Source organism: Bradyrhizobium sp. 1200_D9_N1_1, from assembly GCF_052075915.1.
Classification (GTDB): Bacteria; Pseudomonadota; Alphaproteobacteria; order Rhizobiales; family Xanthobacteraceae; genus Bradyrhizobium; species Bradyrhizobium diazoefficiens.
Map to the genome: position 1 here is coordinate 4,950,598 of NZ_CP197226.1, position 21,873 is coordinate 4,972,470.

Genomic DNA, 21,873 nt, shown 5'->3' on the forward strand with positions numbered 1-21,873 from the left:
GCCAAACCGAGGACGGAAACCGCCATGCCAGCCTATCGCTCCCGCACCACCACCCACGGCCGCAACATGGCGGGTGCCCGCGGCCTCTGGCGCGCGACCGGCATGAAGGATGCGGACTTCGGCAAGCCGATCATCGCGGTCGTCAACTCCTTCACCCAGTTCGTGCCTGGCCATGTCCATCTCAAGGACCTCGGCCAGCTCGTCGCCCGCGAGATCGAGCAGGCCGGCGGCGTCGCCAAGGAATTCAACACCATCGCGGTCGATGACGGTATCGCCATGGGCCATGACGGCATGCTCTACAGCCTGCCGTCGCGCGAGCTGATCGCCGACAGCGTCGAATACATGGCCAACGCCCATTGCGCCGACGGCCTCGTCTGCATCTCCAATTGCGACAAGATCACGCCCGGCATGCTGATGGCGGCGCTGCGGCTCAACATCCCGGCCGTGTTCGTCTCGGGCGGGCCGATGGAGGCCGGCAAGGTCAAGCTCCAGGGCAAGACCAAGGCCGTCGACCTCATCGACGCCATGGTTGCCGCGGCGGACTCCAAGGTCAGCGACGAAGACGTCAAGGTGATCGAGCGCTCGGCGTGCCCGACCTGCGGCTCCTGCTCGGGCATGTTCACCGCGAATTCGATGAACTGCCTGACCGAAGCGCTCGGCCTCGCGCTGCCCGGCAACGGCTCGGTGGTCGCGACCCATGCCGACCGCAAGCGGCTGTTCGTCGAGGCCGGCCATACCATCGTCGATCTCGTCCGCCGCTATTACGAGCAGGACGATGCCTCGGTGCTGCCGCGCAACGTCGCGAACTTCAAGGCGTTCGAGAACGCGATGACGCTCGACATCGCGATGGGCGGCTCGACCAACACCGTGCTGCATCTGCTTGCGGCGGCTCACGAAGGGCAGGTCGCGTTCACCATGAAGGATATCGACCGGCTGTCGCGCCGTGTTCCCGTGCTCTGCAAGGTCGCGCCGTCGGTTGCCGACGTCCATGTCGAGGACGTGCACCGCGCCGGCGGCATCATGGGCATTCTCGGCGAGCTCGATCGCGCCGGCCTGATCGATACGTCGGTCTCGACCGTGCATGCGCCGACCATGGCTGACGCGCTGGAGCGTTGGGACATCAAGCGCTCCAAGAGCGAGGCGGTGCGCACCTTCTATCGTGCCTCGCCCGGCGGCATCCCGACGCAAGTCGCATTCAGCCAGGAGCGTCGCTACGACGAGCTCGATGCCGATCGCGAGAAGGGCGTCGTGCGCGATCTCGAACACGCCTTCAGCAAGGATGGCGGTCTCGCCGTGCTCTACGGCAACCTCGCACAGGACGGCTGCATCGTGAAGACTGCCGGCGTCGACGCCTCGATCCTGAAATTCTCCGGCCCCGCGCGCGTGTTCGAGAGCCAGGACGCGGCCGTCGAAGGCATTTTGGGCGGCAAGGTCGTCGCCGGTGAGGTCGTGGTCATCATCTACGAAGGCCCGCGCGGCGGCCCCGGCATGCAGGAAATGCTGTATCCGACCAGCTATCTGAAATCGATGGGCCTCGGCAAAGCCTGCGCGCTCGTCACCGACGGACGCTTCTCGGGCGGCTCGTCCGGCCTGTCGATCGGACATCTGTCGCCGGAAGCCGCCGAGGGCGGCAACATCGGCCTGGTGCGGACCGGCGACCTTATCGCGATCGACATTCCGAACCGCAGCATCACGCTGGAGGTTTCCGACGAGGAGCTCGCCAAGCGCCGCGCGTCGGAAGAGGCGAAGGGGGACGCCGCCTGGCAGGCGACGGGCCGCAAGCGCAACGTTTCCACCGCGCTCCAGGCTTACGCTGCGCTCACCACCAGCGCCGCGCGCGGCGCGGTGCGCGAAGTGAAGCGCCGCTCGAACTGAGCGCGGCTTGCGCGCGCGCGATCGCGGGTGCCGCGGTCGCGCATGGTCAACAAGTCCTGAATGGCCGGGGAGAGCCGGCCGTTCGCATTAAGGATGCCTCAACGAAGTTCGGCAGCTCAGGATTTTTGCCGCGTATACTGCTACGACCTTCGCAAATCCATTTCGGGCAACTGGGGCACCACCACAATGTCTCGTACTCTTGCTGTCGTTTTCTCAACAGCCGTCGCCGCGCTTTCCATGACGGGCGCAGCCTCCGCGGGCTGCTATAATTGCTACGCGCCGCCGCCGTGCCAGACCTGCTACCAGCAGCAATACGTCGCGCCGCAATACCGCACCGTCGACGAGACCGTGATGGTGTCGCCCGGCGCAACCGTTGCGCACCGCACGCCCGCGCAGTACCGCACCGTGATGGTGCCGCAGACTGTGATGGTCGCCCCGCCCGGCGTCCAGTACGAGCGCATCCCGCCGCAATACGCAACGCGCCAGCGCGTCGAGATGGTCTCGCCCGGCTATTCCTATTACGCCCCGGTGCAGATGGGCTGCGCGTCCTGCGGCTACTGAGCCAAGCCAGCAACGAACAATTCCATGCGGCGCTCCTCACGGGGCGCCGTTTTTGCTTTGGGGGCAGCAAACGAGGCCCGGAAACGGAGGCGACTCCAAACCGGGCCTCGCAACCAGCGACGCCCTGGGAGATGTCGCCAGTGTCCGGGATTGCTGAGAAACCCAGGCTAAGGGAACAGGCTGACGCTCGCCTGACAGATCAGGGCGGTCGAGGGGGACGAGGGGCCAACTTCGCGTTGCCTTGCGCCGTCGACTACGTTAAGCGACAGCCATTCCGGGTTTGGAAGGGTGGCCGAGTGGTTTAAGGCACCGGTCTTGAAATTCTGGAACGGCCATCCCGGCCCATGCCGGGGTGTGCCGTTGGCTCCGTAAATTGCAGGGTTTCCCTCAATTGTGCGGCGCTCTCGTCTCCGTCAATCCCGCGTCGTCCCTACCAGTTGGGTAGCAAAACGGGTAGCAGATCCGTCAGCCCCAACTCACAAAAGGGGCGGGCAAATGTTGTGTTTCTGGTTAGCGGGCGGGGCGCTTTGCCTGGTGGTGGTGATCGCGATCGCCGGTCTGATCGCATTGACGGTCAGGGTAAATCGTATGGGCCCCTCGAGCATCGAGGATAGCCCGCCCTGAGTCTTGCACAGCCACGACCGGCAGTAGCTCGCGCTCGTTCCGCGATACTAGCAATCGACAATTTGACTCTGGCCTGCGCCGCGTTTCGATGGCGGCATGCCTCGTCCTGTCCGACGCCACACGCGTGCGCACGTTGACGGTCGCCCCGTCAAGATCACCTTTGGCGAAATGCGGCAGATGGGCGTGCGCGGCGTGTTGGTCTATTGTCATTGCGGCCATCACGTTGCCTTGGATGCCGACCGTTGGCCTGACAATGTAAGGCTATCCGATCTTGAGCCGCGATTTGTCTGCCAGGGCTGCGGATCTCGCGGTGCCGACGTTCGGCCGGACTTCGAGGGAGGCAACCCGCGGTTTGCAATCATGGGGTACCGAAACACGCAATGATCAAAGGCTGGGGGCGGCCTTTCGAGGAGCCAATCGAGGTCAACGGTCGCAGCCTGGCCACGCTGCGCGAGGCCGGCGAGTACATCGCTGGGCTGCCGAAGAAGGAGCACGACGCGCCAGAGTGGCGAGCGGCGATGGAAGCCTTGCTCCTGGTGGTCGAGCGAGGCGGCCCGACGATGTTCGCCCGTATCGGGGTCATGCGGGCGCTGAACAGACATTACGTCCCGGAGCTCAATCCCAAGGGCAAAGAACCGCATTGGGGACGACGCAAGCTGAAGCGGGAATTGTAAACGGCCCCAATACGGGGCCGCCAACCCGCCTTGCGGGTTTTCCTCCAGCAGTGGGGGGGCTACCTTTCGGCTGGGGGCGCTAGCAAACGCGCCGCCAAGGCCGATTGTTCCTTTGTGTGCTGGCCAACTGGGGCGGCTACTCTGGCGCTCGCAACCCGGGCGACCGCAGCCACTCGCTGATGCGCGAGCCGGTTTCGGCTTGCCGGGCTTTGCGGATTGCGCGTTCACGTTCGATACCGGGTGGAAGCGTTTTGGCTTCCTCACGGAGACGCTGGGCTTGTTCGGCAAGGCGCTCTTCAAGGGACATTGTTTGCTTGGGGCGGCGTCGCTGCATTGCGCTGCTCCTTTCTAGAGGAGGCGGGAGCGCTAGTGGCGTTCTCATCACCGATGAAAGCCAGGGGCCGCGCGGTGATGGTCGAATTTTGGCACGTCCAGCACCGGATAGATGGTCAATCTTGACCACCTCGGAAGTTGACGAATTTCGCTGATGGGATGTTCCGGATATGGATACACGTTAAAATAACGCAGAACAGAACAGGCCCGCCAGCGCGTACCGGCGGGCCTTTTGCTGTCAGATGCCGGAGACCTTCTTGCCGGCGACGGCGAGACACATACTCAGCTTGAAACAGAGCCGGCCTATGTAGAGGCGGATCAGGCGCATCAGGCCATTGCCCCTTGCTGCCAGTCCTGCGTTCCAACCTGCTCCAGCAAACCGTCATGGTCCCCAATGCCGGACTCGGCGGGATCGCTCTCAAGGTCCCTACGGCCACCGGATGCCCAGCGCGTCTGATCGCCGCCCCACATGGACGGATCGCAGCTGCCTAGGGACGGCTCGGCGTCCACGTCAGGCTCGCGGCCGTCATGTTCGGCGCCCTCATCCTCGCACTGCGCGCCTTCGTCTTCGCACTCGTCCTCGAGCTCGGTCATGACGTAGGGGTCGGAGGCGTCCAGGAAGGCGATCAGCCGGGTGATCTCGGCCGCGGCCTCTTTCCTGAGTCTAGCGAGGTCGCTGATGGCCCTTGCGCGCTCCCGCTGTTGGATGCCGAGTCCGGACAAAATCGCACGGGTGGACTCCGCTGGTAGTTCTCTGATGTTTTCCATGGTGGTTGCTCTGATTGAAGGCTTTCCAAGGCCTATGTCGCAGCGGGGACAGCCGCTGCAGCCGGGGTTTGGAAACGTGCCAGAGCGACACGCCGAGCGCTTTTAAGGGTTTCCCCTCTGGACAGCACGCCCGACCTCGGCCAAAAGGGCAGAGTTCGGAGCCGCACCGCCAAGTGCGTCCGTCGAGTGCGGTACCGGGAAGGCACCACCCTCATTCAGCCGAGACCCCCCGACGCCAATCGGGAGCATGCTGACCAAGCATGTGCGGCAATAGCTCTGGTCCGGGTTTCCAAGCCCACGGACACTCCACCACTGATTTGCTTAAAAATCCATCCCCAAGGGGGCGGTTCGCGTGGGGCGCTGACAATCCGCCCGGCACCGCCTAATGTCGTTGCGGGAAGTTCGACAGAAGAGGCGCTCGCTTGCGGATTAAGTACAAAAAGCCACCAATTAATGAGCTGATCGTTGGCGCGTATTTTGAGCCGCCAATTCATCAACTCCAAGCCGAGCACGTTGGCCTTTTTTGGTCTCAAGTTCGTAATGATTTTCCGACAATCCTACAGCAGCCGGAAATGGCGATCCCGGTTGTAGGGCAGACGGTGTTCAACTTTGAAGCATATCCAATGCCTCGTTATTGGCTGTTGGCCGCGGACGAGGTCATGCTCATCCAGATCCAGAAAAACGCCTTCCTGCTCAATTGGCGAAAGCGCGACAAAGAGTACCCACACTTCGAAATCGTCAAACAGCAGTTCGACAGATATTTCGGCGCGTTTCAATCGTTCCTTAAATCCGAATTTGGATTGGAGGAGGCGCCAGTCCGTTTGACGGAATTGACCTACACGAATGTCATAACCGCGGAGAATGGATGGAATGGCGTGTCCGCAATCGACGAAGTGTTTCCGGGCCTGACCATCCCTGTTCTCCCAATCTCGGGCATCCAGGAACCGGACATTAACTATGTTACGGCATACCGTTTTGCGAACGATCTATCCATGAACTTGGTGGTGCGAACCGCCCGTAACCCAGTGGATATTGCGAAAACAGCGCTTATCTTTGAGTTTCGCACGATTGGAGTTTTAGAGGATCCGACGACCGCGGATAGTTGGTACGGTCGAGCTCATGACGTCATCAGCGATTGCTTTACGGCCACGACCAGCCCGGGTATACGTGAAAAATGGCAGCCTGAGTGATTCCTATGAACGTTGATTTGCCCTCGGCTACCGCTTTTTCTCCTCCATCGGCTATTTTTGAGCCTGCTGGTCGTAGGGGGGCGGCTTCTGGTCCTCGTCCTCGCCCACAGCCTCAAGACCGTTCGTCGTCAGTCGATTATTCATCCAGCCTGACCGACCTGAGCAAGGCAGCTTCGATTTGCCTCGAAGTTGAGGCGCGGCTCCGTGAACTGCGAATTGATTCTTACTCCGAAGGCATCCAAATCTCGGAGCGCTCTCTGGGAGACTTTAGGGCATTCCAAAGGGAGAATTCGTCCTTGCGCCGTCCTGCCATTTTTGTGACCGGGACTGGGAACATTAGGGCGGTTTGGAAATCTGGCGAAGAACAGATCAGCCTTCAATTCTTTGGCGGGCGAGAGGCACAATTCGTTATCTTCGCTGCGCGCCGCAACTCAGCTTCAATGAATCGGTTGTCCGGCAACATTGGTCTGGAGAGCGCGATGAGTTTCGCGCGGTCGGCGGGCATTGAGCACCTTTTCACTGCATGATACCGAATGACGGGAACGTCGTTCGATACCTTCGACCGACACAGATTGATCAGGGAGTGGTGGACGCCGACGGCTTCTTCAGGCCCGGCGAAAACGAGCCTTCCATCAATTGGCTTGAAGCGTTTCCCGCGCCTCTGGCCAATCAACTCGACAACGTTCGTCGTGTTGCGCGGCTGACGTATGCGGCCACCGGCCACTTGGTTCAGTTGCCCGTCGGACCAACGCGTGACTTTGTTCGGTTGGCCGACCCGGTGAGCACCGACCTTCAATTCGACTCTGATCCCCTGGAAGCAAACGAAAGATATGCAGCGGATCCATCGCACGCACTAATCAGAGGCATGCCATCTCACCAGACCCCCGAAGCGGCCCTGGTTCGAGAACTGCTCGCAAGATGCGTCACGATGGTTCACCCGGCTAAAATCAAACAGGTTAAACCCTAGGGGGCACCACATAGTCACGGCCAGGCGGGCTAGACCACGGAAGAACGCCGGAACCCGCTCGCTACCCAGGCGATTGCGCACCCGAGCATCAGCAAACCGACCGGGGGAAGCCACGTAACCGACCACGCTGTGACGGCCTTGTCCCCTGGAGTCGAATACCGCGCGCCAAAGTGGTCTAGGATTTCGTTGCGATCGGGGATCGGTCCGGTCTTCAAATTCGCGTTAGGTTCCCTTTGGATCACATCGTCCAGTGCCGTTGCCAAATCGCCATGGCTTTTCGACATATCCAGCGTGATTTTCTGGCCGCTTCCAAAGCTGATTTCGTACTTGGGTGCATTCCAAAGGGCGGCATAGGTCGATGGCCCGAATGCGAGAACGGCCAACGCTACCCATAAAATCGAAAGCACAATCCATGCACGAAAGAAGCCCTTCCCCCAACGCAACTGTGTTCCCCCATTCTGCAGTTCGATATCTCCCTTCTCGAACCACAAAATATCGTCTCAAGGCAAGCCGGGCGTCACCTTTGGGCCCCAGCAGCAAGCTAGTGGCCCAACCAGGCGCCGCTATCGTGCCCGCCGCCCCAGAAGAAACCCCGCCGGCGCCGCGGCTTGTCCCGCCGATAAATCTGCTCGGCGAAGCGAAGCATCATCATCCCGTAGCGGGTGGCTGAAAGCAGATCGTCCCCCAGCTTCACCACCTTGCCGTCCTTGCGGTGGTAAAGCCGAAATTCCTCGAACCAGTCGAGCAGGGTGCTGAATACCTTCAGCTTGCCGGTTTCCATACGGGTCAGCATGTCCATCAGGCCGGCCTCGACGCTCACGGAGCCGTCCTGAAACTGCGCATGGGCGTCCAGCATGTTCAACTGCTGGTCCCCGTACTGCTGCGCCAGCGCCACACCAGCGCCCTCCAGCGTCTCCCGGCGGCCGTCTCGGGGCCATGCCCAGGGCAGGGGCCCCCAAGCCCGAATAGCGCCGGCGTGGACCACGGGCGTGGCCTCCCGCAGCCGATGGGCCTTGATGACGTAGACGATGTCCTGATCAGCGTCCCAGGCGATCTCTACCGCGGCAAATGGGTGATCCCAGCCGAAGTCCATTCCGCCGATCCGGTGGAAGTGATCGGGGATCTCGAACGGTGGGACAGTGATGGTTTCCTCTTTGACCGGGAAGATTCGGCCAGAGCCCAGGATCGGGATGCCCTTGGTTCGGGCGTCGCGCTCATGCGCAGGATAGCTGGTGATGATCTTCTGTCGCTGCTCGGGCGTGAAGTGCTCGGCTTCCTCGATCGTCATGGAAGTATCGTGGCGATCCGGCGACTTCTCGAGCAGGAAGCGGCGGACAACTTCGGACATGCCGAGCAGGGGGGTGAAGGTGAGCCACACGGGGCCGCCGGTTACGTTGGTCCGCGTCAGTCCCTCCGAATAGATGTCCTCGGGCGGCTCCTCATCGAACCAAAGCCAGTGCAGGGTTTCGCCCTGCCACTTCTCACGACCCTGAACGTAGGACTTCAGGCCAATCGAGCTGAGACCAGCTTGGACGTCGCCGCCACCACCCCAGCGAACGATGATGGTCCCCACCAGGTCAGATACGCCGGCGCCCGGTACAGTCTCCACGATGGCATCCTTCGGGATGGAGCCGGTCCCGTGCTGCCCGACGCGGCCAAGCAAAATGCGCTGCGGGTTGTCGCGCAACGTCTCACCAGTAGGGCTGCCAACCCAGGCGAATGTAGGCTCATCGAAAACCTTGCCGGCCCAGTCGCCGGGATAGCGGCCGGTCGCGTGCATAGCGGCCTCAAAGCCGCCGGCGATCGTCTTGCCGACCTGGTTAGCGGCGCGGAACAGGCGCTCGCGATAGACGAGCCCAGCCTCGTGAAACGCACGCTGCTTAGGGTAGGGCCGATAATACTTGAGCCGGTTCTCAGTTAAGCGCCGATTGAGCTCCGCTTGCGCCCTGGCCAGCGCCTTGGCTTCTTTCTCGTTCAGATGCTTTTCGGCGGAAGTCGTCGATGATTTCCCTGAGCTCTTCGTCACCGACGTCGTCATACCGATTGTCCTCGATGGTGTATTCCTTCGGGAGCACGCTCGCGATCAGCTTTAGATAATCGCGCGGGTTCTCCCGGTAGACGATCTCGATAGCTGCCTGACCGCGCGGAAGGCTGGCAGCGTTTTCCGCGGTGCCCCGCATGTGGAAGTGGTCCAATAGCGCCTGGATGAAATCGGCATGCAGCTTGTTGCGCGCGCCCTTGTGGCGGCCGCCGTTGCCGCTGTTGCCCGGGAGAAAGCGGCCGGTCTTGGGGTCCTGCTCTGCCATCAGCCTTCTTAGTCTTGGTTTGGGTTGTTGGTGAACGAGGATCCGAGATCGAGGACGGCTTCCTGGTCGACATATCCGCCGGGATGATGAGATTCAGAGCCGCTTTCGCTGCGATCGAAATCCGCTAGCTTGTCGAGATCAGTGAAGCCGTCATCGTCGGTCGCCTTTTCCCAGCTCGAGCGATCGTCTCGCTTCAATGAGAAGGGCTCCACGTCGCTGCCATCCGGCTTTTTGCCGCGGCCGTAGTTTTCATTCAGGAAGCGCACGAGCCCGTTTTCGTGGTCCGGCTCTTCAGCATAGTTTCTATTGAACGCCTCGTGAGCCGCTCTGTCATGGTCATCGTCAGCGATCATCTTGTCCAAGCGCTCGCTTGCCCCAACGTGATCGCGGGAAAGCTGCGCGTAAGTCTTGTCATCGATCGTGCCGTCTAGCCATTTTTGCTCGAGCGCGTCGGCCTTGACCTTGCGTTCGACAGCCTTGCGACTTTCGACGACGCTGCTGGAATCACGGTCATCATCGTAACCGCGCGCGAACGCTTCCAGATCTTCGAGCGAGCCATCAGCTTGCATCTCGGAGAAGACCTCCATCGGCATTTTGTCGAGCATCTCGTGCCAGAGATGCGCCTCATAATCTTTGTATTCCCTGTGTGTCAGCTTGCCCGCGGCAACCATCCCGCGCGCATGCTCGATGGCGATGTTGGCACCGCGAAGGTCATCGTTCCATTCGGGATTGCGCTTGGCGAACGCGGTCCGCTTCAGAAGTTCTCGGCTGGTCATGGCAGCTCCCTTCGGGGAATTACTGTATTTCGGGTCTCGGTTAGAACTCTTGCGCGATGCAAGAGACGGTAGTGATTGTGGAGGTCGTGGCGCCGCTATCAGTCGCGAGATTGGCGTCGTACCAATACTGTGTGCCAGTCGAGAGGCCGGTCACGATGCCATCGGCGGTAAACGGAACGGCCTGCCCCGCCGATGCGGTCAGAGCAGTGAAAGAATTGATGAGAAACGCCGTCCCCGCCGTGGCGGCATTATTTGCAGGAGCCGTGCCGGAGCCATAGCGGCCACCGACTGTCGTAGAGTGGGCGGCGTTGTTATTGGCTACGCTGCCGGAAATCGTAAAGCGGACCCGCCCTGTGACAGCCGGGGTGATCTTGCACGTCGAGCCAAGCCCCATCATGACGCCTGCGGTGCTCGTCGTGCCGCTAGGATTTGTCGCGTTCGTGTTCTGCGTCGCCATCGCAGTCAGGAGCGAGGCGAGGCTGACGCCCTGGATCGTCGTTGAAGTGGTCCACTGAGCAATCTGTCCATTTGTCGGAGTGCCAACATTGGACACATTGCCGGCGCTCGTCGAATTGCAACCGAACGTGTGCGTTGATGTCGAGTAGGTCAACGCCCCGGTGCAATTCGGGACTGAGGTTGCCGATGCTGTCGTGCTGCCGAAGTAGCCGATAGCGGTATCCGGCGTGCCGGTCGCAAGATCAGACAGGGCAGCCGTTCCGGCCGAGCACGTTCCCGAGCCCGTGCGCTTGATGAGCCCTGTAGAAGACAGGGCAGCGATGCAAGCTAGGTCAGTATCAAAGGCCTGAACCGCACTCCCGATGCCGATCGAGGTGGCTCCGGCCGCGGTGATCGAAACGTCTCCGGTTATCGTCTTACACTGTGGAACGCCAGCCTGGCCGATCGGCACTTGAGCCGAAGTGCAAAGGACCGAAACAAAGCCATCAATGCCGGGGCCGCTACCAACAGCAAACGCGTTGGCGGTAACCGTCCCTGCGTTCTGCGCCTGAGCCGGAGCCATAAAAAATGCAGCAAAAGCGGTGGCCAGGAAAAGCTTCGAGATACTTTTCATCTTACGTACCCAATTCCTGCGATCGGACGAAGGAAGATGCTGCCTGTGTCGCCCGCGATCTTCCATGATGAGCGGCCCTGGATTTTCTCGGTACCGCTGGGGGTAATGGTGATGTTGTTCGTGCCCGCGTCGCCCTTCCAGTCGGCTATGAGCACTGGACATGACTTGTTCGCGGCAGGAGGAAGATTGAGCGTAATCGCAGCGCCAACGGTCTGATCGACGCGAACAATGCCGATGGCACTTCCGATGGTGGCAGGACCAGGATTAGTAATGTGCTGTTCGAATAGCTCGTTGGGCTGGAAGATCGTCGCCATCATCGCGGCGAGCGCATTGATATCGACGCTGAAGATGAAGTTGCCGCCGGTCTTGTCGATCAAGATCGGACTAATTGCCGTCACCGACCCAGGAAAGCGGACATCCATCTTCCCCTTGATGACCGGCTTGGGGAGAATCTTGAGCCTGAGAACGGGAGGGGCCATTTGGGTTAGCCTTTCCGCATCACAGCTTTGTACAGCTTGGTCGTATCCTCCCGGAGGACGGAGACCAGGTCCGAGACCTTCACGGGGTTGAGACGCGCGGCTTCGATGCGATCGGCAATACCGGCTATCAGCGAGGCAAAAGCTTCCTGCGAAGAGCCGTGGCTGATCTCATAAACGAGGTCTTCATGGGGCTTGCTGTTCGACCGCATCAGGCGGCCCCCGCCACGGATGCACGCGGGGAGGGGATCACGCCCTCTCTGCGCAGTCGCTCGACGACCGTATCGCGGAGGAAGTTCGATCGCGTGGTGAAGCTCGCTGCCGCCGAGCGGTCGATTACGTCAAGCAGCTCGGGCGAGCACTTGAAGACGGCTCGCTCGGTGAAATGGTCGGACGTTTGATCGGGCATCTTGGTTTGCACCAGTGAGTGATGTGGTGCGGTCAATATACGCCCAACGACTGCAATTCAGAAGTAAAAATGATAAATATATCAAAGACTTACTGGAATGAGATGGGACGATAGACTACGAAGAGGCACAAACACCTTGCAAAGCTGTGGAAATCTTTTGAGGCGCACCTATCTTTGCGCCATGCGCCGCGAAGGTGAAGAACCGCACTCATCCCGCCATGTATCGGGTCATGGAGGCCACTTGATGGACGATGAAGCCGGCTCCCCTCCAGGTCCCATAGACACCAACCCAGCGACTGCCTTCGCATGGTATCTAGAAACGGCTTGCGCTGGTTTTGAAACTCTCCTGGATCTGATCGATAAAAGAGTCCATTTGGCGGGCACTCCTGCGGTCGGCTCCGTCAGTGTGAGGACTGCAACAATACGGATGGCTCTGGTGCAATCGTTCATTTTCAATGGGCGCCGAGCGAACAGACTGTGCGAGACGAAGAAGGACTTTTTGCCGTTGGATCGGATCCAACGGAGACTGTTTATGAACGGAACAGATCCTTTGACCCATGTGCGAGACGTGAACGAGCACGGGTACGAAGGCGGACATTCGTCACCCTCTTTGCACTTCAATGGCGGTGGTTGGATTGATGAGACCGGCCTGAACATCCATGGGCGAGATGCGGTGTTGATTGGGCCGCTTAACCTGTCGAAGATATATCCTGTGATCGATCGCGCTCGAAAGCTGGCGGGTTTCAATTCACTGGCTGACCGAATTGCCAAACCGGTGCTTGTCGCTCGCTAAGCTATTGAGCGGACTCTAATTCTCTCTCGTCGGAATGCGATGTTGCTACCGCATTGCTACCAAAGGCCCTGAAAACGACGCCTCCAGGCCGATCTCGGCGGACGCGCTGCGCCATTCGTGACGCTGCTCGGACGATTGCTCGCCGTTGATGCCGATCAGGCCTCCCGGTCGATCGAGGATAGCACCAGGCCGCCAATTCCGTGGTTGTGAGCTCGGTTTCGGGCAGAGCCATGAACGCGCGCCAAACTCGACGTTGGATCCTGCCAGCGCCCCTTAAGGCGACAACCGCAGCCGGTGAGCCGCTTCCGCCGGCCGCTGTTGGGGTCCTTTTCACGTCTCTAATCCTTCGGTTACGGTTACGGTTCGGGTTACGTTACGGTTACGGTTCGGGCGGGTTACGGAGTTACGTTACGGTTCGGCTCTCTCTAGAGAGCCGTAACCCGTAACCGTACCTAGCCCCCGTGGTTAACCTTCCACCGCCCGCCATACTCTCGGACCATAGAACGGTCTTCCAAGGCTTTGCGGAGATCATGCAGCGTTGCTTTGCGGTTGGCGCCGATGCCGACTGCCTTTGCTTCGTTGTTCCACTCCTCAAGCGTCAGGCCGGCGTCTCCAGCATCGTGGAGGATGCGGAAGAACGTCTGTTGATTGGCTGAGAGCTTGGCCGACCGGGCAGCCGGGGCGGGAGCTTCGGTTGGCTCCACGATGTTCACGGTGATGGCGTCGCCGTCCTCGTCCAAGCCGAACTCATGCACTTTCGACTTGAAGGAGAACAGCGGGCCTTCTGGAGCGTCGTTGGCCTTGCTGATGGTAGCGGTTTTGATCTCCTCGCCGCTGATCGTCACAAGCAAGTCAACGTCACCGACAATCGCGCTGCTGCCTCTGGGACCTCGGTCGGCTTCCTTGCCGGTGTGCCCTATTAGGGCGACGTGAGGGCCGCCCGTGACGTTCTTGATGCGCTGGATGTTCGCGAAGATGGCTCCCTGGTCTTTAGCCTGGTTCTCATCCCCGCCGCCGGCAGCTATGAGCTTCGCCCATGTGTCGAAGATGACGACGCCGGCGCCTGTGGCTTTGTCGTACTCGGGCCCGTAGAATTCCGCCTCTACGTCAGCGATGGTATCGAGAACCTTCCGCACCGAGTCCGGCCGAACCAGATCGACCACCGCCGGGACAACAGCGATGGGTAGCCGCTCCAGGCCCTTGGTCTTCGCGATCGCCAACAATCGTCTCCGGACGAGGTCGGCGCGTTCCAGGGCGAAGTAAATCACCCCAGTTTGATGCTTGTTGCGGTGCCCGAACCAGTCCGATCCGCTGGCGATGGCGACCGCAGCGTCAGCCAGCAAGGCGGACTTCAGGCTTCCAGGTGGACCAACCCAAGCCGACGTCTCGTCATAGGCGAATATGCCCTTGATGATGTGCGACTTGGCCGCCTCTGTCGGACAACGAATATTGCCAAACAGTTCGAACCCGAAACCCTTCGGACGGGCCTGCACTACGTCAGGGGTTCTCATTCGCACCTCATCAGCTCGGGATAGACGAGCTCGAGCGCGCCCATTTCCTCAAGGCGAGCGTCAACCTCTCGACTTGAGAGGTTGCCATTCTTGAGGTTAACACCCAGAATTTTGGCCTCACTCTCAAGCCACCGCGCGCGGCTACACATGAAGCGAAGGCCGGCAAGCTGGAGCTGTTTGCGGACGTTGGGATCGGAGACCATGAGGGGATGGCTCATGCACCACCTCCGATCAGGCGCATCGTTTCGGCACCATACCGAGCGATCAGCGCCGCCTCGGCTCGCCCATGATCCTTTTTCCGCTTAAAGTGGTCGGCGCACGCCGGAAAAAGCCTCAGAGCTAATGCGCGGGCCTCCTCCTTGTCTGAAGACAGGCGGAGATGCCCCTTCCATTTTGCTGGCGTGACGAGATGCAAAGGGAGCGCCGCTGCACCAATCACGCCTAGGACCACACCATAAGCGCGGCCGAACTTGAACGTGGATGAAACGCCCTGTCCTGGCATCGCATTGACACGCTCCAGGAAGACGAGATCGGGCGCCATAGCGGCAACGCGTCGAGCGAGGTTTACCGCGTCCACTTCACCGGCCGCGATCGGCATGTCCTCGCCGGGATCGATACCGAGAAGGCAGCGGGTCATGCAGCCCCCCTGGGATCCGAGGGCAACAGGGACGCCACAAACCCGGCCGTCCTGCTTGATTCAATGAGGCGCGCGGCTTCCCGGAATTGCCGGGCAAGCTCTTCCTGCTCTCCTCGCGCATAGTGCACGAGAGCATGGTCACGGATGCAGTCGATTTGCTGCTTTAGGGCTTTGACGTGCATTACCGTGCCTCCCCAAAAGCCAATTCGGCAACGGTGAGCGCCGTAGTGGCAGGGAGGGCAAAGATCTCAGCGAGGTATTGCGCGCGAAGAGTGTCGAGGGCATATTCCGGGTTGTTCGAGCCGTCCGCCTGAACAGTTACCGGATTGCCCCGTGCCGCCAGCGCGGGGTTTTCCTTTTTCGAGGCCATGATCTTATGCGGCCTCCGTCTTGCGGGGGCAGTCTAGCATCTGCTCGAGCGCCTTGACCGGCACCTTCAGCAACCGCCCGATCTTGATCGTGGGGATATCTCCGCGCTCCGCCGCGGCGTATGCGGCGTTCCTGGAAAGCCCAAAGTAGCGCTGCCCGGCTTCGGGTACGCTGATCGTAAGCGCCTTCTCCGTCATTGCTCAGCTCCTTGCGGTACAAAATCGTACCGTCAGGAAGCTGGCTGCTTCGCTGCTACCCTGCAAGAACTTTTTTGTACCTATGCGGTACTTTTTTGTTCCCAAGTGCGCGCCGCCGTGGTAAGTCATCCCATGTTGTACCAACGGAGCACCGGGATGGCTGAGAAGGTCCAAGAACATCTGCGTATCCGCCTGGGGGCTCGCCTCCTGAAGCGGATTGATGCCGAGCGGGAGAAGAACGGTCGGACCAGGACCGACGAGATCGAGGCGCTTCTTGAGGAAGCGCTTCGCAAAAGGGAAATGCGGGAGATCGTGAAGGAAGCTATGCGCGAGGAAATGGCGACATCGGACTTCTACGAGGCGCTAGTCGGAAAATTCAAAAGGGAGGGCACGAAGTGAAGGGCTGCATCAAAGAGCGATCACCCGGCCACTGGGCCATTATCCTGGACCAGCGTGATCCGGCCACGGGCAAGCGCAAGCGGAAGTGGCACAGCTTCACAGGCACCAAGCGCGCGGCACAGCTTGAGTGTGCGCGTCTCATCAGCGAAACGTCCGATGGCGCCTATGTCGAGCCGTCAAAGCTTGCGTTGGCTCAATTCTTTGATCGCTGGCTGAAGCACATCAAGCCGAACGTCTCGCCGCGCACCCATGAACGTTACGAGCAAATCGCGACCAAGAACATTGTGCCGCTGCTCGGCGCCAAGATCCTTTCAAAGCTCCAGCCGATTGATATCAGCGAGGCGTATGGCAAGGCATTGGAGAACGGCCGGCGGGACGGGAAGGGCGGTTTGTCGCCGCGCACCGTGCACCATATGCACCGCGTTTTGTTTTCGGCCCTTGGGCAAGCCGAGCGCTGGCGCCTGATCCCCCGCAACCCGGCTGCCCTGCTCGAGAAGCGGGATCGCCCCAAGATCGAGCGCAAGCCGGTCAGGACCATTGATGCGAATTCTACTGCTGCCGCTTTCGATGCTGCGCGGGAGCGCCGCCTATTTATCCCCCTGATCCTTGCGACCCTCTGCGGCCTTCGTCGCGGCGAAATCACGGCGCTGCGCTGGCGCTCGGTGGACCTGGACAACGGTCAGCTGGCCGTCGTCGCGAGCACCGAACAGACGGACGCCGGCACGATCCGCGAGAAGGAAGCTAAGAGCGGCCGCGCGCGTACGATCGCGATGCCGGCAATGGCTGTCGAGGAGCTGCGGCGCTGGCGGGTCATGCAGGCTGAGGAACTGCTTCGCCTCGGTGTGCGCGGCGACGATGACCGGCATGTGGTCACCCAGGCGGACGGCTCGCCGCTCCAGCCTCGCAGCCTCACACACTCCGTTTCCGAGTTCCTGAAAGAATGGCGGGTCACGCTCCACGGCCTCCGGCACAGCCACGCCAGCCACATGCTGGCCTCGAACATCCATCCCAAGATCGTGCAGGAGCGGCTGGGCCATTCCTCAATCGCGATCACGATGGATATCTACAGTCATCTGATGCCGAACATGCAGGGCGAGGCCGCCGCGGCGGTTGACGTCGCCATGCGCGCCGCCATAAACAAGCGAACCGACGACGTTGGGTAGCAAAGCGGTAGCAGAGTCCACGAAACGTTCTCTGCGAAGCGACGAAAAGCTAAACAATTTCAAGGCTTGGAAGGGTGGCCGAGTGGTTTAAGGCACCGGTCTTGAAAACCGGCGTGCCTGCAAGGGTACCGTGGGTTCGAATCCCACCCCTTCCGCCACCTGCTAGTCCAGATCTGTCCTAATCCGTCTTTCCGTGTCGAACATGTGCTTGATCTAAAAGCACTTTCCGAACATCCCTGTTCGGAGGCGTCCGACCACGCAAGATCATATCCGAGCCTAAGCCGTGGGTTGGGGCGTGGGTTTAGGCGGACACCTTCAGGAGCAGGGCGATGGGGAAGCTGACCAAAACCGACATCAAGAGTGCAAATCCTGGCGACAAGCTCGCCGATGGTGACGGGCTGCGGCTCGACGTGGACAAGAGCGGCAACGCCAGCTGGATATTCCGATTCAAATCACCGACCACGGGCAAAGAGCGCTTTATGGGCCTCGGGCCGCTCCGTGATGTAGATTTGAAGCAAGCACGCGAGGATGCTGGCGCCGCGCGTGCGTTGGTGCGCAACAACGTTGACCCAATCGAACACCGTATCGCCGAGCGCGCCAAGGCTAAGGCGCAGGCCGAAGGAACGATCACCTTTGAGGGGTACGCGAGGCGATATATCGGTGGCAAAGAGGCCGGATGGAAGAATGAGAAGCACCGGCAGCAGTGGTCGAACAGCCTACGTGATTACGCCTATCCCACTATCGGTGACATAGCCGTTTCTGCTGTCGACACCGAACTCGTCTTGAAGATTTTGCGGCCGATCTGGAGCACCAAGAAGGAAACTGCTCGGCGCGTCCGCGGACGAATCGAGGCCATCCTGAACGCCGCGAAGGCAGAGGGCCTGCGCACCGGGGAGAACCCGGCGCTATGGCGAGGCCATCTAGACCAAGTGCTCGCCAAACGCCGCAAATCAGACGTGAAGCATCATCCTGCCTTGCCCTACGAGGAAATGCCCGAGTTCTGGCGATCGCTCGCGGACGATACCAGCGACGCCGCACACATGCTTCGCTTCATCATTCTGACGGCCTGCCGCTTCAACGAGGCCGCAGAGATGGATCCCGCCCGAGAGATCAAGGGTGAGATGTGGACGATCCCGGCCAGTCGCATGAAAGCGAACAAGGAACACAAGGTGCCCATGACTGCCGCCGCGTTGGCGCAGCTACCATTCCGGCCCGTGTCGGATGTGACTCTGAGCAACTGCATCGGGCGCCACACGAACAGCGCGGCGACCACGCACGGCATGCGATCGACCTTCCGCGATTGGGCCGGCGACTGCACCAGCTTCCCGCGTGAGATCGCCGAAATGGCTCTTGCGCATACAGTCGACGACGAAACCGAGGCCGCGTATCGGCGATCTACAGCATTGGCGAAGCGCCGCAAACTGATGGAAGCTTGGGCGATTTTTTGCGCGGGGAGTGAAGTTTCTCAACAGGTTAGCAATGTAATTTGTCAACACGAAAGTGAAGTAGCCTAATGAATTCAAGGGCTTGCCTTGACTCAAATGTCATTCTGTGTCATATGATGATCAGACGCGCCATTTGATGTGATGCAGACGTTGCGATTTTTGGCGAAGCTTAGGCGGTGCGCGTCCCCATCGAACCCGATCATTGAATCGCGGGCGGGGCTTCGTCATTTCCATGTCTATGGTTGAACGATTCCTCGCGCGCATAATGCGTGAGGATTTCGCATGTCCAACATCGAGCTTGCTGCACCGGGGCGGCTCGCCTATTCGATCAGCGAGTTTTGTCAGGCGGTCGGCGTAAGCCGCAGTTACTTCTACACTCTGTCGGACGAAGCCAAGCCTCGCATGGTAAAGCGCGGCGGGCGCTGGTTCATTCCTACAGACGCAGCGCGTGAGTGGCTGTCCACCGCCGGCATCGCCGCATGACGACCGAAATAGATCTCGCGATCGCGCACGCGAATGAATTGATGCATCGGCACTGCGCGCTGTATCTCCAAGACATCGTTTGCGAGCCAGGCGCCTGGCACCGTCGCGCCAAAGAGTTGGCCGAGAACTTGGCTTGGCTGATTTTCTGTCGCGAGCAGCGATTGCCGTTTTCACCGAAGACACTTCCGCCGAAATATCCCCCGCCGCCACCAGCAGTGCGACGCTGAAAATGAAAGCGCCCCGCGACGGCAATCGCAGGGCGCTCAGATTTACTTTTGACCGCGCGCCGTTGGAGGGCGCCAGCCAGTGACAGAACAATACGACGCGTCATGTAGTTTCGCAAGGCTTTTTGATTTCGCCAAAGAAAATCGTTTGTCGCTCTTTCCGATTAAGAGCGACACGAAGCGGCCGGCCTGCAAATGGCGATCGGAATCCAGCACAGATCCCAAAGCATGGACGGAATGGGTCGCCGACGGCCACATGCTCGGCATCAGCGCTTGCGCCTCAAGCATCGTCTTGATCGATGTCGATGTGTCTAAAGCCGGCCGCGATGACGCTTGGCGATACCTCTCGGAATGGTGCGCTTCGCTCGAGATCACAACTCCAACACCGTATGCGCAATCGCGTTCAGGTGGATGGCATTTTGCTTTCAAGTGCCCGGATGGTTTTAGACCGGAGGAACACCGCGGCTTAGTATCGATCCCGATCTCGCGTTTTCGGCCGCTCGCCGATGGCGAGAAGGATTCCGAGATCATCTCCATTCGCAACCGCGGCTATTGCGTCGCGCCTGGTTCGGTGTTCGGCGGCATGCCTTACTTGCTGTTCGATCCCGCGCCGCCGCCACACGCACCGGAGCCGGCGCTATTCGATCTGCTCAAACTGCCAATTATCGAAGTCGTGCCGAGCGGAGCGACAGGCGTAAGCGATCCGGCCGACGTCGCCCGCTTGGTTGCCGAGCTGGATTCCTACGGCGAGTTCGATAGCGAGCCGGAATGGTTCGCGTCTCTCGGGGCTGTGAAACTGGCGCTCGGCGACACCGAAAAGGCGCTCGAAGTTGCTCGACAGATGACAAACGACGATGCCGGCGACGAAGCCCTAATGTCCCGCTGGAATCGCTTGAAAACGTCCGATCCGGGCGGGCCGCACGTCCGCCGCATCGGCACAATGATTCATCGATACCGCGAGATCACGGGCAAGACCTTTCCGGTAGGCAAATCAACGCAAGCGATGTTCGGATCAGCGATCGCCCAATTAGCGAACTCACCCCCGCTCGCGCCTGGTCTACCACCGTGTCCGGTGGATTTGCCGGCAGATCCGGCAGCCGTTCAGGGTGCCTCGTTTCTGACAATGGAGCGCCCGAAATGGCAGCACGAGTGCATGACCGATGCGAAGTGCCAAATAATCGCAAACTTGGCCAACGCTGTCATTGCGATCCGCGGGACGCCAATGCTGGCCGACGCGATCGCGTTCGATGAAATGCAACGCGTCCCGATGTTGCGAAGCTCGATTGGCGACGGGAGCGTGATTCCGCGTGCCGTCACCGACAGCGACGTGACCAAGGTGCAAAATTGGATGCAGCACGCAGGCATCAAACGCATTGGCCGAGAAGCAGTGCAGGGGGCCATGGACCTGTTCGCCCACGAGCGTTCGTTTCATCCGGTTCGAGACTATCTCGAATCCACAAAATGGGACGGTATCCCGCGGATTGGGTCTTGGCTCGCGACGTACCTCGGCGCCGATGCAACGCCTTACGCAAATGAAGTCGGTCGTCTTTTCCTGATCAGCATGGTTGCTCGAATCTTCCGCCCTGGCGCTAAAGTCGACTACATGCTCGTTTTGGAAGGTCAGCAAGGCAAGATGAAAAGCACGGCCTGCGCTGTGCTCGGCGATCGATGGTTCAGCGACTCGATGCCAGACATCAGCGTTGGGAAGGACGCGCAGCAGCATTTGCGCGGCAAGTGGCTGATTGAAGTCTCGGAAATGCACGCGATGAACCGGGCGGATACGGCCCTCTTGAAGTCGTTCGTCACGCGGCAAGAGGAACGATATCGCCCCAGCCATGGTCGCCTTGAGGTCATCGAGCCACGACAGTGCGTTTTTATCGGAACGACGAACAAGGACACTTATTTGCGTGATGAGACGGGCGGCCGGCGCTTTTGGCCCGTGAAGTGCGGAGAGATCAACGTTGATCACCTGAAAAGGGACAGGGACCAGTTGTTTGCGGAAGCGGTCCAACTTTATCGTAACGGCTCAGCCTGGTGGCCGAACAAGGACTTTGAGCGCGAACACATTAAGCCGCAGCAGGATACTCGCTACGAGGCGGACGTTTGGGAGCAGCGGATAGCGGAGTTCGTTGCGCTTAGGGCGGACGTGACGATCGGAGAAATTGCGACGATTGGTCTGCGCATGGAAACGGCGCGCATCGGGCGGGCCGATCAGAACCGCATCGCGGCGGTGCTCGAACGTTTGGGATGGGTGCGCGGAAAGGCCACTGCGACGCGCAAGCCATGGATCCGGGGGCAATGACCAATGACCAACGTGACCGACTTACTAATAGAGTCAGCGAATATGTATCAACACAGAAGTGAAGCGAGGGCGCGCGTAGGGACTCTAGGGAAAGTCGGTCACGTTGGTCATGTCGGTCATCGAAACGGCGACGGTGCGAATAAATCGCGCCCGTGGAAAAATCCCTCAATAGCGGCGCTCGGCACACGAAACGATCCAATTGAGGCGCGCTCAATCCGCGGCCGAACGCTTTGGCGGATACAGCATCCTCCGAATGCTATTGATTTTGCTCTGAAATCTGCCCTTGGAGAATTCAACCCACGTAGCAGCCTACGCCGCTCGC

At 60.2% G+C, this 21,873-nt stretch carries 29 protein-coding genes and 1 tRNA gene; 15 read left to right on the forward strand and 15 right to left on the reverse strand.

Going from position 1 to position 21,873, the window contains the following annotated elements:
• Positions 1-24 precede the first annotated feature (24 nt).
• The 4 genes from ilvD (at position 25) to AB5K84_RS23880 (ending at position 3,734) form a co-directional block, all read left to right on the forward strand.
• A complete protein-coding gene (gene ilvD, locus AB5K84_RS23865; RefSeq protein ID WP_011087307.1) occupies positions 25-1,875 on the forward strand; it encodes a dihydroxy-acid dehydratase in 1,851 nt (616 codons plus the stop codon).
• A gap of 237 nt (positions 1,876-2,112) precedes the next feature.
• Complete coding sequence (locus AB5K84_RS23870; protein ID WP_038967435.1) at positions 2,113-2,436, forward strand: hypothetical protein; 324 nt, start codon at positions 2,113-2,115, stop codon at positions 2,434-2,436.
• Positions 2,437-3,156: 720 nt separating this feature from the next.
• On the forward strand, positions 3,157-3,444 hold the full coding sequence (locus AB5K84_RS23875; protein ID WP_082901037.1) for a hypothetical protein: 288 nt from the start codon (positions 3,157-3,159) through the stop codon (positions 3,442-3,444).
• Positions 3,441-3,734, forward strand: a complete 294-nt coding sequence (locus AB5K84_RS23880; protein ID WP_011087305.1) for a hypothetical protein — start codon at positions 3,441-3,443, stop codon at positions 3,732-3,734. The genes AB5K84_RS23875 and AB5K84_RS23880 overlap by 4 nt, the downstream gene beginning before the upstream one ends.
• A gap of 136 nt (positions 3,735-3,870) precedes the next feature.
• Here AB5K84_RS23880 and AB5K84_RS23885 read toward each other — a convergent pair whose 3' ends face one another.
• Together AB5K84_RS23885 and AB5K84_RS23890 are read right to left on the reverse strand one after the other, a co-directional pair.
• Positions 3,871-4,068, reverse strand: a complete 198-nt coding sequence (locus AB5K84_RS23885) for a hypothetical protein (RefSeq protein WP_082901036.1) — start codon at positions 4,066-4,068, stop codon at positions 3,871-3,873.
• 326 nt (positions 4,069-4,394) lie between these two features.
• Positions 4,395-4,835 (reverse strand): hypothetical protein, encoded by a 441-nt coding sequence (locus AB5K84_RS23890; protein WP_038967899.1) that lies wholly within the window; start codon positions 4,833-4,835, stop codon positions 4,395-4,397.
• 422 nt (positions 4,836-5,257) lie between these two features.
• On the opposite strand from AB5K84_RS23890, the gene AB5K84_RS23895 reads away from it, so the two are divergent.
• The 3 genes from AB5K84_RS23895 to AB5K84_RS23905 are packed head-to-tail and all read left to right on the forward strand — an operon-like array spanning position 5,258 to position 6,992.
• Positions 5,258-6,025, forward strand: coding sequence for a TIGR04255 family protein (locus tag AB5K84_RS23895; RefSeq protein ID WP_083860173.1), 768 nt, complete (start codon positions 5,258-5,260; stop codon positions 6,023-6,025).
• A gap of 5 nt (positions 6,026-6,030) precedes the next feature.
• Positions 6,031-6,552, forward strand: a complete 522-nt coding sequence (locus AB5K84_RS23900; RefSeq protein ID WP_143279763.1) for a hypothetical protein — start codon at positions 6,031-6,033, stop codon at positions 6,550-6,552.
• Positions 6,553-6,608: 56 nt separating this feature from the next.
• Positions 6,609-6,992, forward strand: a complete 384-nt coding sequence (locus tag AB5K84_RS23905; protein ID WP_143279762.1) for a hypothetical protein — start codon at positions 6,609-6,611, stop codon at positions 6,990-6,992.
• 29 nt (positions 6,993-7,021) lie between these two features.
• Here the strand turns inward: AB5K84_RS23905 and AB5K84_RS23910 are convergent, their stop codons facing one another.
• From AB5K84_RS23910 to AB5K84_RS23945, 8 genes are read right to left on the reverse strand one after another with little or no spacing between them, the layout of a single operon-like run.
• The gene (locus tag AB5K84_RS23910) at positions 7,022-7,483 is read right to left on the reverse strand and encodes a hypothetical protein (protein ID WP_038967903.1); all 462 of its coding nucleotides are present in this window, start codon (positions 7,481-7,483) and stop codon (positions 7,022-7,024) included.
• 50 nt (positions 7,484-7,533) lie between these two features.
• Positions 7,534-9,018, reverse strand: coding sequence for a terminase large subunit domain-containing protein (locus tag AB5K84_RS23915; protein WP_244442010.1), 1,485 nt, complete (start codon positions 9,016-9,018; stop codon positions 7,534-7,536).
• Positions 8,906-9,298 carry a hypothetical protein gene (locus AB5K84_RS23920; protein ID WP_143279761.1) on the reverse strand — a complete coding sequence of 131 codons (393 nt, stop codon included), beginning with the start codon at positions 9,296-9,298 and terminating at the stop codon, positions 8,906-8,908. The genes AB5K84_RS23915 and AB5K84_RS23920 overlap by 113 nt, the downstream gene beginning before the upstream one ends.
• Positions 9,299-9,306: 8 nt before the next feature.
• Positions 9,307-10,074, reverse strand: a complete 768-nt coding sequence (locus AB5K84_RS23925) for a hypothetical protein (RefSeq protein WP_038967906.1) — start codon at positions 10,072-10,074, stop codon at positions 9,307-9,309.
• Positions 10,075-10,114: 40 nt separating this feature from the next.
• A complete protein-coding gene (locus AB5K84_RS23930; protein WP_038967907.1) occupies positions 10,115-11,143 on the reverse strand; it encodes a hypothetical protein in 1,029 nt (342 codons plus the stop codon).
• The gene (locus AB5K84_RS23935; RefSeq protein ID WP_011087303.1) at positions 11,140-11,622 is read right to left on the reverse strand and encodes a hypothetical protein; all 483 of its coding nucleotides are present in this window, start codon (positions 11,620-11,622) and stop codon (positions 11,140-11,142) included. The genes AB5K84_RS23930 and AB5K84_RS23935 overlap by 4 nt, the downstream gene beginning before the upstream one ends.
• 5 nt (positions 11,623-11,627) lie before the next feature.
• Complete coding sequence (locus AB5K84_RS23940; protein ID WP_038967908.1) at positions 11,628-11,831, reverse strand: hypothetical protein; 204 nt, start codon at positions 11,829-11,831, stop codon at positions 11,628-11,630.
• On the reverse strand, positions 11,831-12,028 hold the full coding sequence (locus AB5K84_RS23945) for a hypothetical protein (protein ID WP_038967909.1): 198 nt from the start codon (positions 12,026-12,028) through the stop codon (positions 11,831-11,833). Before AB5K84_RS23945 ends, AB5K84_RS23940 begins: the two co-directional genes overlap by 1 nt.
• A 244-nt stretch (positions 12,029-12,272) precedes the next feature.
• Between AB5K84_RS23945 and AB5K84_RS23950 the strand changes: the two genes are divergently transcribed.
• Positions 12,273-12,821, forward strand: coding sequence for a hypothetical protein (locus tag AB5K84_RS23950; protein WP_162494099.1), 549 nt, complete (start codon positions 12,273-12,275; stop codon positions 12,819-12,821).
• 452 nt (positions 12,822-13,273) lie between these two features.
• Here AB5K84_RS23950 and AB5K84_RS23955 read toward each other — a convergent pair whose 3' ends face one another.
• The 5 genes from AB5K84_RS23955 to AB5K84_RS23975 all read right to left on the reverse strand — a co-directional run bounded on the left by AB5K84_RS23955 (position 13,274) and on the right by AB5K84_RS23975 (position 15,535).
• Positions 13,274-14,332 carry a helicase RepA family protein gene (locus AB5K84_RS23955; protein ID WP_162494098.1) on the reverse strand — a complete coding sequence of 353 codons (1,059 nt, stop codon included), beginning with the start codon at positions 14,330-14,332 and terminating at the stop codon, positions 13,274-13,276.
• Positions 14,329-14,550, reverse strand: coding sequence for a hypothetical protein (locus AB5K84_RS23960; protein WP_011087300.1), 222 nt, complete (start codon positions 14,548-14,550; stop codon positions 14,329-14,331). Before AB5K84_RS23960 ends, AB5K84_RS23955 begins: the two co-directional genes overlap by 4 nt.
• Positions 14,547-14,969 (reverse strand): hypothetical protein, encoded by a 423-nt coding sequence (locus AB5K84_RS23965; protein ID WP_441232646.1) that lies wholly within the window; start codon positions 14,967-14,969, stop codon positions 14,547-14,549. The genes AB5K84_RS23960 and AB5K84_RS23965 overlap by 4 nt, the downstream gene beginning before the upstream one ends.
• 181 nt (positions 14,970-15,150) lie before the next feature.
• Positions 15,151-15,339 carry a hypothetical protein gene (locus AB5K84_RS23970; protein WP_038967911.1) on the reverse strand — a complete coding sequence of 63 codons (189 nt, stop codon included), beginning with the start codon at positions 15,337-15,339 and terminating at the stop codon, positions 15,151-15,153.
• Between the two features lie 4 nt (positions 15,340-15,343).
• Positions 15,344-15,535: a helix-turn-helix domain-containing protein gene (locus AB5K84_RS23975; RefSeq protein WP_038967912.1), complete on the reverse strand. Its 192-nt coding sequence runs from the start codon at positions 15,533-15,535 to the stop codon at positions 15,344-15,346.
• A gap of 156 nt (positions 15,536-15,691) precedes the next feature.
• Here AB5K84_RS23975 and AB5K84_RS23980 point away from each other — a divergent pair, with 156 nt between their 5' ends.
• The 7 genes from AB5K84_RS23980 (at position 15,692) to AB5K84_RS24010 (ending at position 21,551) form a co-directional block, all read left to right on the forward strand.
• Entirely contained in the window at positions 15,692-15,934 is a 243-nt protein-coding gene (locus AB5K84_RS23980) for a hypothetical protein (protein ID WP_162494097.1), read from the forward strand.
• Entirely contained in the window at positions 15,931-17,097 is a 1,167-nt protein-coding gene (locus AB5K84_RS23985; RefSeq protein ID WP_011087297.1) for a tyrosine-type recombinase/integrase, read from the forward strand. The genes AB5K84_RS23980 and AB5K84_RS23985 overlap by 4 nt, the downstream gene beginning before the upstream one ends.
• A gap of 68 nt (positions 17,098-17,165) precedes the next feature.
• Positions 17,166-17,255, forward strand: a tRNA-Ser gene (locus AB5K84_RS23990).
• 171 nt (positions 17,256-17,426) lie between these two features.
• Positions 17,427-18,611, forward strand: a complete 1,185-nt coding sequence (locus AB5K84_RS23995; RefSeq protein ID WP_441232647.1) for a tyrosine-type recombinase/integrase — start codon at positions 17,427-17,429, stop codon at positions 18,609-18,611.
• 213 nt (positions 18,612-18,824) lie between these two features.
• Positions 18,825-19,025, forward strand: coding sequence for a transcriptional regulator (locus AB5K84_RS24000; RefSeq protein ID WP_441232648.1), 201 nt, complete (start codon positions 18,825-18,827; stop codon positions 19,023-19,025).
• A 133-nt stretch (positions 19,026-19,158) separates the two neighbouring features.
• The gene (locus AB5K84_RS24005; RefSeq protein WP_441232649.1) at positions 19,159-19,335 is read left to right on the forward strand and encodes a hypothetical protein; all 177 of its coding nucleotides are present in this window, start codon (positions 19,159-19,161) and stop codon (positions 19,333-19,335) included.
• Entirely contained in the window at positions 19,332-21,551 is a 2,220-nt protein-coding gene (locus tag AB5K84_RS24010; protein WP_441232650.1) for a VapE domain-containing protein, read from the forward strand. The genes AB5K84_RS24005 and AB5K84_RS24010 overlap by 4 nt, the downstream gene beginning before the upstream one ends.
• Positions 21,552-21,873 lie beyond the last annotated feature (322 nt).